This window comes from Bacteroides sp. M10 (assembly GCF_014334015.1).
GTDB classification, from domain to species: Bacteria; Bacteroidota; Bacteroidia; order Bacteroidales; family Bacteroidaceae; genus Bacteroides; species Bacteroides intestinigallinarum.
Map to the genome: position 1 here is coordinate 135,619 of NZ_CP060488.1, position 18,380 is coordinate 153,998.

Genomic DNA, 18,380 nt, shown 5'->3' on the forward strand with positions numbered 1-18,380 from the left:
CTATGAATATATCCGAATTAAGTATACGTCGCCCGGTATTAGCCACAGTATTAACGATCATTATCCTCCTTTTCGGATTCATCGGATACAACTATCTGGGTGTCCGCGAATATCCGTCAGTGGATAATCCGATCATTTCTGTCAGTTGCTCTTATCCGGGAGCTAATGCCGATGTTATCGAAAACCAGATAACCGAACCGTTGGAACAGAATATCAACGGTATTCCCGGTATCCGTTCTTTGTCCAGTGTGAGCCAACAGGGACAAAGCCGTATTACAGTAGAATTTGAGTTGTCTGTCGATCTGGAAACAGCAGCCAACGACGTACGCGACAAGGTTTCACGTGCCCAACGTTATCTGCCTCGCGACTGCGACCCTCCGACTGTTTCAAAAGCGGACGCGGACGCCATGCCCATCCTGATGGTTGCCCTTCAGAGTGACAAACGTTCCCTGTTGGAGTTAAGTGAAATAGCGGACTTGACAGTAAAAGAACAGTTACAGACTATTTCTGATGTAAGTAGTGTATCTATCTGGGGAGAGAAACGTTACTCCATGCGTCTCTGGCTCGACCCGGTTAAAATGGCCGGTTATGGCATTACTCCTATCGACGTTAAAAATGCAGTAGACAATGAGAATGTGGAACTTCCTTCCGGTAGTATTGAAGGAAACACCACCGAGCTGACTATCCGTACACTGGGATTGATGCATACCGCAGATGAATTCAATGATTTGATTATCAAAGAAGAGAATAACCGTATTGTCCGTTTCAGTGATATCGGACGTGCCGAACTGGGACCTGCCGACATCAAGAGTTATATGAAGATGAACGGTGTTCCGATGGTGGGCGTCGTAGTCATTCCACAGCCGGGAGCCAATCATATTGAGATCGCAAATGCTGTATACCAGCGTATGGAGCAGATGAAAAAGGACTTGCCGGAAGACGTACACTATAACTACGGTTTTGATAACACCAAGTTTATCCGTGCGTCTATCAATGAGGTAAAGTCAACGGTGTATGAGGCTTTTATACTCGTAATCATCATTATCTTCCTCTTCCTGCGTGACTGGCGTGTCACATTGGTGCCTTGTATCGTAATTCCTGTCTCCCTGATCGGTGCATTCTTCGTCATGTATCTGGCCGGATTCTCCATCAATGTGCTTTCCATGCTCGCTATCGTACTATCGGTGGGACTGGTGGTAGATGACGCCATCGTTATGACGGAAAATATCTATATCCGTATTGAGAAAGGAATGGCCCCGAAAGAAGCGGGAATAGAAGGAGCCAAAGAAATTTTCTTTGCCGTTATTTCAACAACGATTACACTGGTAGCGGTATTCTTCCCGATCGTCTTTATGGACGGAATGACGGGACGATTGTTCCGTGAGTTCAGTATCGTCATTTCCGGTTCGGTAATAATTTCTTCGTTTGCTGCATTGACTTTCACACCGATGCTGGCTACGAAGTTACTCATAAAACGGGAAAAACAGAGTTGGTTCTATGCCAAGACAGAACCGTTCTTTGAAGGAATGAACCGGCTATACAGCCGGTCACTTGCCGCTTTCCTTAGCAAACGCTGGATCGCTCTCCCATTTACTTTCATCACTATTTGCCTGATCGGTATTCTGTGGAATGTTGTTCCCTCTGAAATGGCGCCTCTTGAAGACCGTTCACAAATCAGCATCAGCACACGAGGTGCAGAGGGGGTGACTTACGAATATATCCGGGACTATACAGAAGATATCAATCAGTTGGTAGATTCCATTCTTCCGGATGCAGAAGCAGTCACCGCCCGCGTGTCGAGCGGTAGCGGAAACGTACGTATCACGCTGAAAGATATGGGCGACCGTAGTTATACACAGATGGACGTTGCAGAGAAAATATCGAAAGCTGTACAAAAGAAGACGATGGCCCGTTCATTCGTGCAACAGCAATCTTCTTTCGGCGGACGTCGCGGAAGTATGCCTGTTCAGTATGTACTTCAAGCTACCAACCTGGAGAAACTGGAAGAAGTGTTGCCCAAATTCATGGCTAAAGTTTACGAAAATCCTGTTTTCCAAATGGCAGACGTCGATCTGAAATTCAGCAAACCCGAGGCACGCATACAAATCAACCGTGACAAGTCCAGTATCATGGGAGTCAGTACCAGAAACATTGCCCAGACATTGCAATATGGATTGAGTGGTCAGCGTATGGGATATTTCTATATGAACGGCAAGCAATATGAAATTCTTGGTGAAATCAATCGCCAGCAACGAAACAAGCCGGCCGATTTGAAAGCGATTTACGTTCGTAGCAGCAATGGGGATATGATTCAGTTGGATAACTTGATTGAGTTGGAAAGCGGTATTGCTCCTCCAAAGTTGTATCGGTATAACCGTTTTGTGTCAGCTACGGTTTCTGCAGGATTGGCGGATGGGAAAACAATCGGACAAGGTTTGGACGAGATGGATAAAATTGCCAAGGAAACATTGGACGATACTTTCCGCACCGCCCTGGCAGGAGACTCGAAGGAATATCGGGAAAGTTCTTCCAGTCTGATGTTCGCCTTTATCCTGGCTATTCTCTTGATTTACCTGATTCTGGCAGCCCAGTTCGAAAGTTTCAAAGATCCGCTGATTATCATGTTGACAGTGCCGCTGGCTATTGCCGGAGCTTTGGTTTTCATGTATTTCGGGGATATTACGATGAATATTTTCAGTCAGATCGGTATTATCATGCTGATCGGTCTGGTGGCGAAGAACGGTATCCTGATTGTAGAGTTTGCCAACCAGAAACAGGAAGCCGGAGAAGATAAAATGAGTGCGATTAAAGAATCGGCCCTGCAACGTCTCCGTCCGATTCTGATGACAAGCGCCTCTACGGTTTTGGGACTTATCCCGCTGGCATTCGCTACCGGAGAAGGTTGTAACCAGCGTATCGCCATGGGTACGGCAGTAGTGGGCGGTATGGTAGTATCTACTCTGCTTACGATGTATATTGTACCGGCTATTTACAGTTACATTTCGACAAACCGAATAAAAAAACTAAAAGAATGAAACAGAAAGGAATTTGCATGAAACGAATCACCTATATAACCATTGCATGTGCCTTCTTATCAGTCTCTTTTGCTAAGGCACAGGTCCTCACTTTAAAGGATTGTCTGGAAGAAGGATTACAAAACAATTACTCTTTGCGTATCGTCCATAATGAAGAGCAGATCAGTAAGAACAATGCAACGCTGGGAAATGCGGGTTATCTGCCTACACTGGACTTCTCTGCCGGATATACCGGAAACCTGGACAATATTGAAACCAAAGCCCGTGCTACCGGAGAAATAACAAAGCACAACGGAGTTTACGATCAGACGGTTAACGTCGGTCTTAACCTCAACTGGACTATTTTCGACGGATTCAATATTAGTACTACATACAAACAGTTGAAAGAACTGGAGCGTCAGGGTGAAACAAATACCCGTATTGCTATCGAGGACTTTATTGCCGCCCTGACTTCCGAATATTATAACTATATCCAGCAGAAAATACGTCTGGCAAACTTCCGCTATGCAATGTCTCTCTCCAAAGAACGCTTACGTATTGCAGAAGCAAGCCACCTGGTTGGTAAATTCTCGGGACTGGACTATCAGCAAGCAAAAGTGGACTTCAATGCAGACAGTGCCCAATACATCAAGCAACAGGAACTTCTGCACTCTTCACGTATCCAACTGAATGAGTTAATGGCGAATAACAACGTCAATCAGAATATCATTATCAAAGATTCTACAATTGATGTACACAGTGACCTGAAGTTTGAAGATTTATGGAATTCGACATTAAGCATTAATGCTTCTCTGTTAAAAGCCGACCAGAATACTACACTCGCACAACTGGACTATAAAAAAATAAATTCGCGCAACTATCCATACCTCAAACTAAATACCGGATATGGATATACCTTTAATAAGTATGACATCAATGCGAACAGCAGAAGAGGCGATTTAGGATTCAATGCCGGAATAACGGTAGGGTTTAACATATTCGATGGTAATCGCCGCCGTGAGAAGAGAAATGCAAGTCTGGCTTTCAAAAATCGCCGCCTGGAACGACAAGACCTGGAATTGGCACTCCGCTCCGATCTTAGCAACCTGTGGCAAGCCTATCGCAACAACCTCCAGTTGCTGAATCTGGAACGCCAGAATCTGATAACCGCCAAAGATAACCATGAGATTGCCATGGATCGCTATATACAGGGAGACCTTTCCGGTTTTGAAGTACGCGAGGCACAAAAGAGCTTGTTAGATGCAGAGGAGCGGATTCTTTCTGCAGAATACAATACGAAGCTCTGCGAAATATCCTTGTTGCAAATAAGCGGAAAGGTTACGAAGTATCTGGAATAAGGAAGTAGTTTCCATTTATTTTTTATTGGGTTAATCTTCTTATCGGGAAGGTTAACCCAATTTTTACTCTATAAAAAACAGTTATTACATATCAGTATTTTTCTTTCTTCATACATTTGCATACTATAAAACATTAAATAATAAAGCCATGAGAAAACCAGGTCTTTTCTTACTGCTACTTTTTATCCTGACAAACGCCTCAGCCCAAAAAGCAACAGACTACAGAAAACAACAAAATTACAAAGAATGGGTACACATCGCTCCTAAATTTGACGACGATTTCTTCAAGACGGAAGAAGCCCAACGCATCGGTGACAACGTGTTACTGTATCAGCAAATCACCGGAGGCTGGCCCAAAAATATCTATATGCCGGCAGAACTGACAGAACAGGAATATAAAGCGGCACTAAAAGCCAAAGAGGATACCAACCAAAGCACAATCGACAACAACGCCACTACTACGGAAATTGAATATCTGGCACGGCTTTACCTGGCCACTCAAAAAGAAAAATATAAAGAAGGAGTTTTGAGCGGTATCCAATATCTGCTCAAAGCGCAATATGAAAATGGTGGATGGCCTCAATTCTATCCACGCCCCAAAGGTTATTACGTACAAATCACCTACAATGACAACGCCATGGTAAGAGTGATGAATCAACTCCGGGGAATATATGAAAAGAAAGCCCCTTACACTTTCCTTCCTGACAACATCTGTGAACAAGCGCGTAATGCATTCAATAAAGGTATAGAGTGTATACTCAAAACACAAGTGCGCCAAAACGGGGAGCTAACGGTATGGTGTGCGCAACACGACCGCGTCACCCTGGAACCATGCAAAGCACGCGCTTACGAACTTCCGTCATTAAGCGGACAAGAGTCAGACAACATTATATTATTACTTATGTCACTCCCCGATCCATCTGCAGAAATTGTAAAATCGATAGAAGGAGCTATCAAATGGTTCCAAAAGTCTGAAATCAAAGGGCTACAGAAAGAATATTTCACTAACAGCGAAGGGAAAAAAGACTATCGCATGATTCCTTGTGAAGACTGCCCTACTCTCTGGGCCCGCTTTTATGAACTGGAAACCAACCGGCCTTTCTTTTGTGACCGTGACGGTATTAAAAAATATGATATCTCGGAAATAGGACACGAACGCCGGAATGGTTATAGTTGGTATAACAAAGATGGAAGCAAGGTGCTGAAAAGATACGAGAAATGGAAGAAAGAACAGAATAAATAACATAAATAATCAAAGGCTGATATTTACCCTGCAAAAGCAAATATCCTGAAAGTCCTTAAAATAAGAAATCCCCTCGCTACATGATTGTAATGAGGGGATTTTTAATTAAAGGCTTTTACAGCCTCTTTTCAAGGCCTTATATAAACGGAGTAAACCGATTATTTAGTGCAATTCCACGGTTTCAACTGCTTGAAGAAGTCGTTACCCTTATCATCTACCAGAATAAATGCAGGGAAGTTTTCTACTTCAATCTTCCAGATAGCTTCCATACCCAATTCCGGATATTCCACACACTCGATGCTCTTAATGTTATTCTGTGCAAGGATAGCTGCCGGACCTCCGATAGAACCAAGGTAGAAACCACCATATTTCTTACAAGCATCTGTCACTTGCTGGCTACGGTTACCTTTTGCCAACATGACCATGCTGCCGCCATGACTTTGGAACAGTTCTACATAAGAGTCCATACGTCCTGCAGTAGTAGGACCCATAGAACCACAAGCCATGCCTTCCGGAGTTTTTGCCGGACCTGCATAATAAATAGGATGATCCTTAATATATTGTGGCAAGTCTTCGCCGCGATCCAAACGTTCTTTCAGTTTAGCATGGGCGATGTCACGACCTACGATGATCGTTCCGTTCAATGACAGACGGGTAGCTACCGGATATTTAGTCAGTTCTTTCAGAATTTCCGGCATCGGACGGTTCAGGTCGATCTTTACTACATCACCTTCACCTGCCTGACGCAGTTCTACAGGAATAAGTTCGCCCGGATTTGAATCTAGTTTCTCAATCCAGATACCTTCCTTATTGATTTTACATTTGATGTTACGGTCGGCAGAACAAGATACTCCCAAACCTACCGGACAAGAAGCACCGTGACGAGGCAAACGGATGATACGTACGTCATGAGCAAGATATTTACCTCCGAATTGCGCACCCAATCCAATTTTGTGAGCTTCTGCCAAAACTTCTTTTTCCAGTTCGATGTCGCGGAATGCACGGCCATATTCGTTTCCGGTAGTAGGCAAATTATCATAGAAATGAGTAGAAGCCAGCTTCACTGTCAACAGGTTCTTTTCAGCAGAAGTACCACCGATAACGAAAGCAATATGATAAGGAGGACAAGCGGCTGTTCCCAATGTTTTCATCTTTTCAACCAGGAACGGAACCAATGTACCGGGATTCAGGATTGCTTTTGTTTCCTGATACAAATATGTCTTGTTGGCAGATCCACCTCCTTTTGTTACGCAAAGGAATTCATATTCCATGCCTTCGGTAGCTTCGATGTCAATCTGTGCAGGAAGGTTACATTTAGTATTTACCTCATCGTACATATTCAGAGGCGCATTCTGTGAGTAACGCAGGTTCTCTTCAGTATATGTTTTATATACACCCAGTGAAAGAGCTTCTTCGTCAGAATATCCAGTCCATACTTGTTGTCCTTTTTCACCGTGGATAATAGCAGTACCAGTGTCCTGACAGAAAGGAAGTACACCTTTTGAAGCAACTTCCGCGTTACGCAGGAAAGTCAGTGCCACATACTTATCGTTTTCACTTGCTTCCGGATCACTCAGAATCTTAGCAACTTGTTCGTTGTGCGAACGACGAAGCATGAATGATACATCACGAAAAGCTGCATTAGCCATCGCAGTCAAACCTTCTTTCTCAATTTTCAGGATGGGATTTCGTTCAAACTCGCTTACTGATACATAGTCTTTTGTAAGCAGATAATACTCAGTTGTATCTTTTCCCTTCTCAAACATGGGCTGATACTTAAACGGAGGTGTTGCCATAAGTTTCTTATTTTATTACGTAATTGTTAGTTAGTGTGGCAAAGGTAGTATATAAATTAAAAATTTAATATTAAAAATTGAGAAATAAAACATTGTAGCGTTATTCAATCATTTCGATTCGCTTGATAAGCTCGTTTCCAAGAGCTGTTTTATCTTCAATATGTTTCAAGACGGCAGTCACAAAGGTATTGCTTTCGAAATCACCGCGTACTTGCTCAAAATCCTGCTTCATTTCGTCGTGGGAGCCGTCAGCACCAAATCCGGTCATGGAAGACAACGAAAATTCTTTCTTGGCATCCTCATATACCATCTTATCCAATCCGACAACAGCTTGCTGCCACGCTTTCACGATACCGATGATATCTTGTGCTGTAATCGTTTCCGGATTCAGGCCGTAGAATTCCTGAATCTTATGATAAGCCCATGTCCATTCATAGGTATAATAATTCTCGTGCATTTCTGCAAAGCTTGCATTGATGGATTTCAAACGGTTGACCGTTCCTTTCTCAATACCATCCAGCAATCGGTCGATCTCACTCTTGGGAGCAATCAGTCCGGAAACATCCACCCATTCGCCAAGTCCGATTTCCGTATCAGGTTTCAGTCGTTGACGGATTTCTTCATTGCTTTGGAAATTAATGCCTTCCAATCGTTTAATGATGGAGTTCCCCAAGAACTTGTGAATGGCGATTTCATAAAAACGAATTCCGTTGTTCAGAGAGGAGTTCTTGATTTTAGCACTCTGGTAGGAGTAAATTTCTGAAGTTTCACCGGATACACGTCTCAGTTCTTTCAAAATGGAACGTCCTTTAAACATTTTCTGAATGGTATAAGGACTCAACAGGTTATAATTGATATAATCCAGCCGGTTCGGATCTTTTCGTTTATCACGCTTCGGCCATTTCTGTGCGTCACGGATAGTACCTACACTTCTCAAATTAACTCCCGGAACCAGATAAGTGGTATTCCGCTGCTCTATCAGGTAAGAGAAAGGAAGATTGGAAGTATCGGCATGATTAACATGACGTCCCATTACCAAAGAGAAAGCCCCGACACGTGCCGGCCACAGGATATATGAATCGGAAGTGGTCTTCGCTCCTCTCTCCATCGTTCCCTGATGGATAGGACCTAACTTATACATGTGATTGCTCTGATTGGACCCTGAACCTGCATTCATAAACGAGAACATACCGGCAATCAACAAAGTAGATTTATGGTGTGTCACTGTGAAAGGACCTGCAAAAATAGCACATGCCTCACCGTTCTCTCCCTGACAATTACTGAAGAATAAAGAATCGGAAGCAGAATAATTGTGTCCCAGCTTACAGGATTGTCCGACGAAACAACGAGTCAACATCGTGCCGTCATCCACTTTAGAGCCGGAAGAGATGATAAAGTCATCACAAATTACCCCATGTCCGATATGTACAGGCGCCGTCACGTTACTATTGACGCTACCATTGGATAAGCGGCAAGTCCCACAGATATGGCAGTAATCGCCAATCCGGACATTCTTGATCGAGCCCGTATTAAGAATCATCACATGATTGCCAATACTGCCGACAGCAGAAGCATGTTTGTTGGAATAGTAATCCGCAATAGATTTCATGCGGTTAATCAGTTCGGGACGGTGGCGGTACAGTGCAAGTATATATGCCTGGTGCGCAGACAGTTTATCGTTCATCAACACCTCACGGCCTCCTGTTTCATTCAAGACAGCCACTTCCACTCCATTGCCGAAAGTGCTCAACCGATCCACTAAGATTATATCTACATTCTCAATGAAGGTGTCACTACCAATCTCATAATTAGCAATATAGTTCTGGATATTCTCAATACAACAGTTATCGCCCACCGATACATTATGCAACGTCACATGACGCAATCCCGAATGTTTCTTAATGCCCCCCGGCAATGTAAATTCTGCTTCGAATACCCCCAGTTTCACTTCACCCGAGAAACGGGTATGATGGACGTATTCACAATTAAAGCCCTCTGCCACTGATACATTTCCCCAATCATCGGCCAGACACGACTGGCTCTTCAACTGAAGTACCTCATCTTCAGTCAATCTACGATAGTCTTTCATTATAATAATGTGTTAACGTGCCCATATGCCGATGTATCAATTGGCTACGCGTGTTGCATAGAAATTGGTACATCCGCAGCTTGACATATTGATTATTCTTCCTCTTCTTCTTCGTAGGTCTGATAAAGAAAATCGTTATAGGGATATTTCTGAACGTGTAATTCTTTCACTCGCTGATAAACTACATTTTTCAGTTCGTCTATATTGATTCGTTCGCGGGCGGAAATAAAGAGACAGTTGTCCTCCATCTTTGCCATCCACGTCTTCATCAGTTCTTCGAGTGTTAAGTTTTCCTTTGTTCGGGGGGTAAGGTCGTCCGGCGCTTTCTCCACGTAGGTGTAAGCGTCTATTTTGTTAAATACAAGTATCATGGGTTTGCCACTGCCACCAATCTCTGCCAGTGTTTTGTTCACCACTTCAATCTGTTCCTCAAATCCGGGGTGGGAAATATCGACTACGTGTACAAGCAGATCCGCTTCACGCACCTCATCCAATGTTGATTTGAAAGATTCTACCAGATCGGTAGGCAACTTACGAATAAACCCTACCGTATCCGACAACAGGAACGGTAGATTATCGATAATCACTTTGCGTACAGTGGTATCCAACGTTGCGAACAGTTTGTTTTCTGCAAACACTTCGCTCTTTGAGAGAAGGTTCATCATGGTTGATTTTCCCACATTGGTGTAACCAACCAGTGCAACACGTATCATACGTCCGCGATTCTTACGCTGGGTAGCTTTCTGTTTGTCAATGTCTGCCAGACGTTCTTTCAGCAATGACATACGGTTCAGGATGATACGACGGTCCATCTCGAGCTGTGTTTCACCCGGACCACGAAGTCCCACGGAACCTTTACCACCACCGGCACCGGAACCACCTCCCTGGCGTTCCAAGTGAGTCCAGAGTCGCTGCAAACGTGGCAACATATATTTATACTGTGCCAGTTCTACCTGTGTCTTCGCATTCGCAGTCTGTGCACGCATGGCAAATATATCAAGAATCAGTGAAGTACGGTCCAGTATCTTCACTTTCAGTTCAGCTTCAATATTACGAATCTGTTTCGCAGAAAGTTCGTCATCAAAGATGACCATTCCTACTTCACGTTCTGCTTCCTCTTCGTCATGGATATATTGTCTGATTTCTTCCAACTTTCCTTTTCCAACATAAGTCACAGAGTTGGCCGTCGGCAACTTCTGTGTAAATCGTTTCACTACTTCCGCCCCAGCCGTCTCGGCAAGGAAAGCCAATTCATCCAGATACTCGTTTGTCTTACGCTCATCCTGCGTTTGTGTGATGAGTCCTACAAGCACTGCTGTTTCTACTTTGGCTTCGGATATTACAAATTCTTTCATTCTTTACTTTTATTATATATAATAATGTGGGCGCAAATATAACAAAAAAAAAGAGGACAATGTTTTATTGTCCTCTTTTTCGTATCATTCAGGATTTAAAATATCCTATATTATTCTTCCATTGCACCTGCTATATCATAATCGAGAGTTGCCGTTACACCTTCCACTTTGTTTTTCGCAACGTTATTCTCATAATAGAAGACATCATAAGTAAAGACGTACGCGCCTTCGCTTGTTTTCTCTGCAGATTTCACGTTCATGTAATAAGGTGCTTTCGTAGTCTTATCCACTACACCGGTGTTAATCTTCTCTGGATTATAAGCATCACCTACAGATAACATACCTGCAACATCATAATTCTCATCCAACAGGAACTGTAAATGTCCTGTAGCTGTAGATGCCGTTCCGGCAGCAGAATAAAGAGCTTTGATTCTGAATAATTGATTTCCATCCTCATCTTCATAGTCGGAAGCAAACTCAAGAGGTGCTAAAATTCCAGCACCATACCAGCCAGCTTCCAGCACAACAGGCTGATCTATCTTTACCCAAGCATAATCCTTAGACACAGATACAACCGTTGAAGAAGTTCCGGATGCATAAGGATGATCTTTTCCTTCTCCCAGTGACAGTGTCAACTTATAAACTTCCTGAAATTTGCATTTATTACTAAGTCTCAATTCCACAGTTGCTTTAGATTCACCTTTTGCAAATAAAAACACAGTCGGTACATCTGTAAATTTCACACCATCAATTTCCGAGCAGGATTTTACTGTTACAGGAACAGATACCGCTTCTTTTGTATTCACGCGATTCAACGTCAGTTGGTATGTATCCTCATCCGGGTGTACTACAATTGAAGTCGTAGCAGCAGTAAAGTTTGCACCTAAAGCATTTTCATCTGCCTGCGGGCTCGTCACTTCAGTATCTTCATAGTCGCTACAGCTTACAAAAGACAAAGCCGGAACGATTAATAAATGTAATAAGAACTTATTTAGTTTCATATGATTCAAATTATTAATAGAATTATTACTTATCCTCTACAGGTTTCGGAGTCGTTGATGTTGGATTCTGATCGGCTGCTGACAAAGCCTGGTTTGCCTGAATTTCAGCTTGAGGAATAGGCCACAACAAAATCGGATCAGTCGGAGCAATATTAAAGATCATATTATCGTTCGGGAATCCTGCTCCACGACGGTCAACACCTTTATTCAAACGCATCAAATCAAACCAGTTTAACCCCTCACCCCAAAGTTCAATACGACGTTGCAAGAATACTTCTTCCTGAATATCAGAGCTGTTAACTACATATTTTTCATTACGATATTTCTTAATAAAATCCACCAAGGTCTTCTCGCCATCTTTTCCAGACATAGCCTCTGCTTCCGCCTTAATCAGATACATCTCTTCAACACGCATCAAAGGAATATCATTCGCATTAATAGAAGTCTCAAGAACATTATTATAAGGAGCAAATTTCACTTGAGTATAAGCTTTATAACCGTAACCTGTTACCATAGCCTGCTGGGAAGGAGATAGATTCTTAGATTTCAAGTCTCCACCGATCCACCAGCCTTTTCTAACATCATCGCCCGGTATCTTGTCATATAAATCTTTGTTAATCTGAAGTCCACCGGAGAAGTTTGCATATCCAAAATTCAAAGATCCCATGTGAGACGGCCAGTTCACAATACCGGAAGATACAATTTCATCCGTTTCATTGACAATGATACCCCACATCCAGTTCTTTTCGCTAACAGTCCAGAACGCAGGCTTATTGACATCCGTCATGTCAGCCGGAGCAAGTCCCTCATTGGCAGCAGCCTCTATTGCATTACCTGCAGCAGTAGCTGCCTGCGCATATTCATGCATAGACAAATAAACACGAGCTTGTAATCCATAAGCAACGGCAAGGCTGATATAGCGTTTGTCCTTTCTTTCTTCTCCTGCACTCTCTGCTTTTTTAAGCAAATCTACAGCAGTAGTCAGGTCTGTTGTAATCTGTGTATATACATCTTGAACAGTAGAGCGAGGACAACCGTTATCAGCAGCAGCTTCCATATTTTTATCAGTAATCAACGGTACACAAGGTTTGCTCTCGTTACCCTTATAGTTGAATTGATAAAGTTGTGCCAATACCCAATATGAGAAAGCGCGTGCGCTCAATCCCTGTGACAAGAAGTATTGTTCTGTTGCATCCGAGGTAGCAGGATCAATCTCCTTGACAACATTATTGGCTGCATAAATGATGGCATACATATCATTCCATACAATCTGACATTCGAGTGATGTCTGGGAACGGTCGGTATAATCAAGCTCCCCTGTCATCCAGTTGTAACCGTTATCATCAGTCACCACATCATTACCATTTACATCGGTAAATAACATGACACTAGGATAACCAAAGTCATTATGACGTTCAAGCTGTAATGCACCTTTATTCGGTGTCATCAAACTAAATTGTGCAAAAATCGCATTAACACGTGCCTCTACCTTGGTAGGGTCTATCTTCCCAATCTCATCTTTCTGATTCGAAGTTACGATATTGCCTTCGGGCAATGTATCCATGTCTTCGCAACCTGTGAAAGCAAAAGAAGATAATAAAAGAGAAGCAAAAATATATTTTGTTTTCATATTAAGTTCTTGATTTGTAGTTCAATTAAAATGTAAGACTAATACCTCCCGAAATCGTACGAATAGGAGTATAAAGTGCTGTTGTAGCCGAAATATAGCTCTGACGCGGGTCAAGACCTTTACGTGCAGAGATCAAAGCAACATTATCAGCAGTGAAGTATACACGTACTTTGTCAAGCATGACTTTCTTCACCAGTTGTTGCGGCAGAGTATATCCTACAGTAATATTGTTGATACTCAAATAGTCAGAGCTTGTCAACCAACGAGTGGATGCAGAGTTTGTATATTTATCACCTGCATTCAGACGAGGAATATTGGAAGTCGGATTTTCCGGTGTCCAGGCATTGTATATGTCTTTGTGCCAGTTCCATCCTGCACTGCTTGAAGCACCTCCGTGCATCAGACGTCTGTAACCGGTATCATAGATTTTACCGCCCAACTGATAAGACAACTGAATAGAAGCGTCGAATCCGTAAGCTTCAAATGTTGTTCCCAAACCACCGTAGACAGTAGGCATCATATCATCAGTAGCTACTTTATAATTTTCAGCTGTTGAATATTCCGGTGTTTTAATTGCATTGCCATTATCATCCTTTGCCCAGTACAAGGCTTCTCCGGTTTTTTCATCCACGCCTGCGTAATCAACCAGATACATACGGTACATAGATTCTCCCTCTTCATAGATACGGTCACTATCAATCAGTTTTCCGTTCAAGTCAGGATGCAGTTTATTAATCTTATTCTTAACGAATGTTGCATTCAGGTTCACACTCCAATTAAATTTCTTATTGGCCATGATCTGATAATTCAAATCAATTTCAACACCAGAGTTTGTCATAGAACCAACATTCATCGGAACTGCTGTATATCCCAAGCTACCGGCTGTCGGTCTATTGTAAAGCATATCTTTTGATTTGCGGCCAAAGTATTCAATACTACCATTCAACTTATTGTTGAACAGACCAAAATCGGCACCGATATTATATGAAGTAGAAGTTTCCCAAGTAATATCCGGGTTACCTTTATATAATAATGTACCATCGGCAAATGTACCATTAGCACCAGTCATCTTATATTGATCCAACCAAGGATAGTAGTTCTTTTCCAGAAGAACGCCCGGGTAAAGAATATCATCATTACCTTGCTGACCGAAAGAAGCTTTGAATTTCAACATATTCACCCATGTAATATCTTCCATAAAGCTTTCACGAGTCAACATCCATGCCACACTTGCAGACCAGAAGTTACCCCAACGATTCTCCGGAGCAAAACGGGAAGAAGCATCACGACGATAAGAAACGTTTCCAAAATAGGTATCATTATATGAATAGTTCACACGACCAAAGAAACCTTTTGTTGAGTACAAGTCCTTTTTGCCACCTATCGTGAATTTATCAATCACATTACCCAAATAGAAGCTTTCCGGATTATACAGATTCTGTCCACTACCTTCCAACAGTGTATATTCATAGGAATAACCATCATAACCGGCTGTTACATCGAAGTGATGTACATCTTTAAGTGCAAATTGATAATTTGCAACATACTGCTGGTCAAATCCATAAGTACGAATAGCAGCCTGATAAGCAGTACCACCATAAGAAGCAGACTGTCCCATATATGCATTACCCATTTCATTTTGACGGGTATTGTCGATATTCAAACCGTAGCGTGCAGATATTGTCAAACCTGTGATAGGAGTTATCTCTGCAAACCAGTTAGCGTTTATTACATCACTCAAATATTCTCTTTTGTTATAAATCAAGTCACCGGAAGGGTTAGCGATTGACATGAAAGAACGAGAGAAATTTGTACTCTGTCCGTCTCCATAGTCATACACTTTACGTCCGTTGTTCAATAGAATCTGCTTGTCAGCACCACGAACATACAAAGGATAGATAGGTGCCATATTGTTTGCTATATAGAAGGCGTTTCCTGAAGAAGCGGTAGCATTTGCATCCTGATCTCCCGGGTAGCGGCTCTCTGTATTGACATAGCTAACATTAGCTCCAATTTTCAACCAGCTATACAGCTTATAATCTCCTTTAAAACGACCATTAAGACGTTTGAAACCTGAACCGGAAATGACTCCCTGGTCATCCAAGTATCCGAAAGCGAAATAATAAGTTCCTTTATCACTACCACCGGATGCACTCAGATTATATTCCTGACGAAGATTATTCTGGAAAGTTTCATCTGCCCAATTATCCGGAGTATAGTAATATTGACCGTCAGAGTAACCCAAAGTAGCATTCGGATTCAGTTTACCATTGGAACCAACCAATAACTCACCCGGAGCCGTTGTATATACCTGATACCCCAAACCACCGGAAGCTTCGGACGGAAGAATCTTATTTGCTCTGATATTAGCATCTTCAGGAGAGTATCCCAAGCTTATCTGAGAATTATAAATTGACTGATAGGCAGTTTCAATATAATTTTTCGGGCTAGTCATTACATCATATGTCTTAATTGCCCGTGAGTTAGCACCCCATTTAGCATCGAAGTTAATGCGAGCTTTACCGGAGGTACCTCTTTTAGTAGTAATCATAATAATACCGTTGGCACCACGAGCACCATACAATGCAGTAGAAGCAGCATCTTTTAATACTGTCATCGTTTCAATATCAGCAGAGTTTATGGAAGACAAATCTCCATCATAGGGAACTCCATCCACTACATATAAAGGTTCCATACCTGCATTGATTGACCCAACACCACGGATACGAACTTTGGCAGACTCGCCCGGCTGACCATTATCACTCAAAATCTGTACACCGGCTACTGCACCAGCCAACGCATTAGATACATTGGAAACTTGACGCTTTTCAATCTTATCAGCTTTCATCACGGAAGCAGATCCGGTAAAAGTTCCTTTGGTAGAAGTACCGTAAGCTGTAACAATCACCTCATCAAGCACCTCTGTATCAGACTTTAAGACGATTTTCAGTTTAGGTTTAATAGCCACTTCTTGTGTTTGCATTCCGATATACGAAATCTGCAAAGTCTTTGCAGAACTAAATATTTTATATATTATTGATTATCAATAATATATTGTCTGATATTTAGGCGTGGGAAGCTTTTTCTTTTCTTAATCAATGATACATATATACTTAATTATTAGATAATTAAATAAATTCGTTATTATTGCCAGTCTATATATGTAATACTTAATCTCTACCCAAAATAGATGTAATCATCTGATAATAAACGTGATATTTATTTAGTAAGGGAATACTATATGAAGAAAATTGTAACAAACTAATTCAGACTAATATTCAAATGTTGATTATTAATCAAAGTAAATATGGCGTTCATTGAAATTTCGCAACCGAGTTATTGTTTCTTACGTAAAACTACTTATGTATATATTTATAAATAATAAGACCTGCAATTTCGATTAATTCTAAAATTGCAGGTCTCATCTATTTATTTAAAACTTATCCTTATATGGAGGCAATATTAAAAAATGTTTTATCGAGGTAGATTATTACTCCATCCCTCTGTTTGTATAACTCCAAAACCTGAATTGACTTCAAAAGAAGGTATTGGGTACACAAATTTTGCGATGTTGAAATTAGTGTACGATCCATCTGCTACACTAATAATTTTGCCTAATCTTCTTGCATCAAAGAAGCGATGTCCTTCTTGAACCAGTTCTAATTTTCTTTCTTTATCAATGGCATCAATAACCGTTTGATCCTCTGCTATTTCATTGTCATTCAAATCCGGATTTCTTTTGGCAGCTACTTCCAATAGTTTTTCTTTAGCTTTTCCATAATCAGGAGTTGCCTGTTTTGCATATGCTTCTGCCTGTATTAAATACATTTCAGGCAGTCTGAAAACCGGCAAGTTAGAAATCTGATTATTGGTGGTGATACCACGCATTTTTCCACCAGTCCACGTACCGCCAAGAAGTGCCAGACGAATATCATTAGATGAATATTCTGCTATTGTTGCGCTGTTAATAGACAAACCGTATTTATTCCATAAAGTATTCAGAGCATTAGCAGACAAATAATCATCTTCAGCTTTTGCTATAAAGAAAATGTCTTCTGTCGAAACAGTCAATGTCGTGTACATATTCTTATAGTCTTCTTTGGTTGATACAATTGTACCACCACTTAGGGTTATTGCCTCTTGAGCCGCTGTAATAGCCCCTTCGTAATTTTTCATATAGAGTTTTACGCGAGCTTCAAGTGCAGCAACTGCAGCCGTATTCATATACTGTTTACCTACATTTTCAACACCTTCTTTAGCATAATATTCTTTAGCCTTCGTTATATCATCAAGAATCAGGCTATAATTTTGTTCTACACTGACTCTTGACACCTGTGAATAGGCAGGGATGGGTTCAGTAACGTTTACGATACCTAATGTCGTTTTATTGGCTTCCGAATACGGCAAACCAAACATATTAGTCAAATAGAAAGAGCAGAGGGCTTTAATTGCATAGGCTTGAGCGATACATCCTTCCACTTCTGCCAGATCCCCCTTTGTTACTTCTTTAAATGAAGCACCTTCTTTAATGATACGTGCACAACGGTCGATAGCCCAATATCCGTATGCCCATATTTCTTCTATGTATGAATTAGTATCCAGTATCTGATAGCGGAAGATGTCATAGAAATGAGACGTTGCAACGGAATGTGAAGTGATATCCGTTGGCGCATCTCCAATTGCTAATACATCACGTCCCAGAAAACGATATGAACCTAATGTGTAATATACACCATTTAGAGCATTCTGAAAATCTTGGGTAGTAACCAAGGCTTCTTCTGTCGGAACAGAAGTTGATGGCGTTTCTGTCAAGAAGTCATCGCATGCGGTGAATGAAATTGCCATCCAACCGGTTAATAAAGCAAATAATATTTTCTTCATTGTCATAAATTTC

10 protein-coding genes are annotated in these 18,380 nt (G+C 41.6%); 3 read left to right on the forward strand and 7 right to left on the reverse strand.

All coding sequences use genetic code 11. The annotated features are described in order from the left end of the window. Positions 1–2 precede the first annotated feature (2 nt). From H8796_RS00555 to pelA, 3 genes are all read left to right on the forward strand, one after another. Positions 3–3,035, forward strand: coding sequence for an efflux RND transporter permease subunit (locus H8796_RS00555; protein WP_117934384.1), 3,033 nt, complete (start codon positions 3–5; stop codon positions 3,033–3,035). Beyond that, the gene (locus H8796_RS00560) at positions 3,032–4,372 is read left to right on the forward strand and encodes a TolC family protein (protein WP_117934385.1); all 1,341 of its coding nucleotides are present in this window, start codon (positions 3,032–3,034) and stop codon (positions 4,370–4,372) included. The genes H8796_RS00555 and H8796_RS00560 overlap by 4 nt, the downstream gene beginning before the upstream one ends. 148 nt (positions 4,373–4,520) lie before the next feature. Beyond that, entirely contained in the window at positions 4,521–5,615 is a 1,095-nt protein-coding gene (gene pelA, locus H8796_RS00565; RefSeq protein ID WP_117934387.1) for a pectate lyase, read from the forward strand. 158 nt (positions 5,616–5,773) lie between these two features. Here the strand turns inward: pelA and H8796_RS00570 are convergent, their stop codons facing one another. From H8796_RS00570 to H8796_RS00600, 7 genes are all read right to left on the reverse strand, one after another. Beyond that, entirely contained in the window at positions 5,774–7,411 is a 1,638-nt protein-coding gene (locus tag H8796_RS00570; RefSeq protein ID WP_117934389.1) for a fumarate hydratase, read from the reverse strand. 100 nt (positions 7,412–7,511) lie between these two features. Then, positions 7,512–9,500: a DUF4954 family protein gene (locus tag H8796_RS00575; RefSeq protein WP_117934391.1), complete on the reverse strand. Its 1,989-nt coding sequence runs from the start codon at positions 9,498–9,500 to the stop codon at positions 7,512–7,514. A gap of 92 nt (positions 9,501–9,592) precedes the next feature. Beyond that, a complete protein-coding gene (gene hflX, locus H8796_RS00580; RefSeq protein ID WP_004306522.1) occupies positions 9,593–10,855 on the reverse strand; it encodes a GTPase HflX in 1,263 nt (420 codons plus the stop codon). Between the two features lie 110 nt (positions 10,856–10,965). Further along, positions 10,966–11,856 carry a hypothetical protein gene (locus tag H8796_RS00585; protein WP_117934393.1) on the reverse strand — a complete coding sequence of 297 codons (891 nt, stop codon included), beginning with the start codon at positions 11,854–11,856 and terminating at the stop codon, positions 10,966–10,968. Between the two features lie 25 nt (positions 11,857–11,881). Further along, on the reverse strand, positions 11,882–13,486 hold the full coding sequence (locus tag H8796_RS00590) for a RagB/SusD family nutrient uptake outer membrane protein (protein ID WP_117934395.1): 1,605 nt from the start codon (positions 13,484–13,486) through the stop codon (positions 11,882–11,884). 25 nt (positions 13,487–13,511) lie between these two features. Continuing rightward, positions 13,512–16,469, reverse strand: a complete 2,958-nt coding sequence (locus tag H8796_RS00595) for a SusC/RagA family TonB-linked outer membrane protein (protein ID WP_117971427.1) — start codon at positions 16,467–16,469, stop codon at positions 13,512–13,514. A gap of 491 nt (positions 16,470–16,960) precedes the next feature. Further along, positions 16,961–18,373: a RagB/SusD family nutrient uptake outer membrane protein gene (locus tag H8796_RS00600; protein WP_117934398.1), complete on the reverse strand. Its 1,413-nt coding sequence runs from the start codon at positions 18,371–18,373 to the stop codon at positions 16,961–16,963. Positions 18,374–18,380 lie beyond the last annotated feature (7 nt).

Coding starts and splice junctions, on each gene's coding strand:
- H8796_RS00555 (WP_117934384.1), top strand. CDS start 3: ATGAATATATCCGAATTAAGTATACGTCGCCCGGTATTAGCCACAGTA.
- H8796_RS00560 (WP_117934385.1), top strand. CDS start 3,032: ATGAAACAGAAAGGAATTTGCATGAAACGAATCACCTATATAACCATT.
- pelA (WP_117934387.1), top strand. CDS start 4,521: ATGAGAAAACCAGGTCTTTTCTTACTGCTACTTTTTATCCTGACAAAC.
- H8796_RS00570 (WP_117934389.1), bottom strand. CDS start 7,411: ATGGCAACACCTCCGTTTAAGTATCAGCCCATGTTTGAGAAGGGAAAA.
- H8796_RS00575 (WP_117934391.1), bottom strand. CDS start 9,500: ATGAAAGACTATCGTAGATTGACTGAAGATGAGGTACTTCAGTTGAAG.
- hflX (WP_004306522.1), bottom strand. CDS start 10,855: ATGAAAGAATTTGTAATATCCGAAGCCAAAGTAGAAACAGCAGTGCTT.
- H8796_RS00585 (WP_117934393.1), bottom strand. CDS start 11,856: ATGAAACTAAATAAGTTCTTATTACATTTATTAATCGTTCCGGCTTTG.
- H8796_RS00590 (WP_117934395.1), bottom strand. CDS start 13,486: ATGAAAACAAAATATATTTTTGCTTCTCTTTTATTATCTTCTTTTGCT.
- H8796_RS00595 (WP_117971427.1), bottom strand. CDS start 16,469: ATGCAAACACAAGAAGTGGCTATTAAACCTAAACTGAAAATCGTCTTA.
- H8796_RS00600 (WP_117934398.1), bottom strand. CDS start 18,373: ATGACAATGAAGAAAATATTATTTGCTTTATTAACCGGTTGGATGGCA.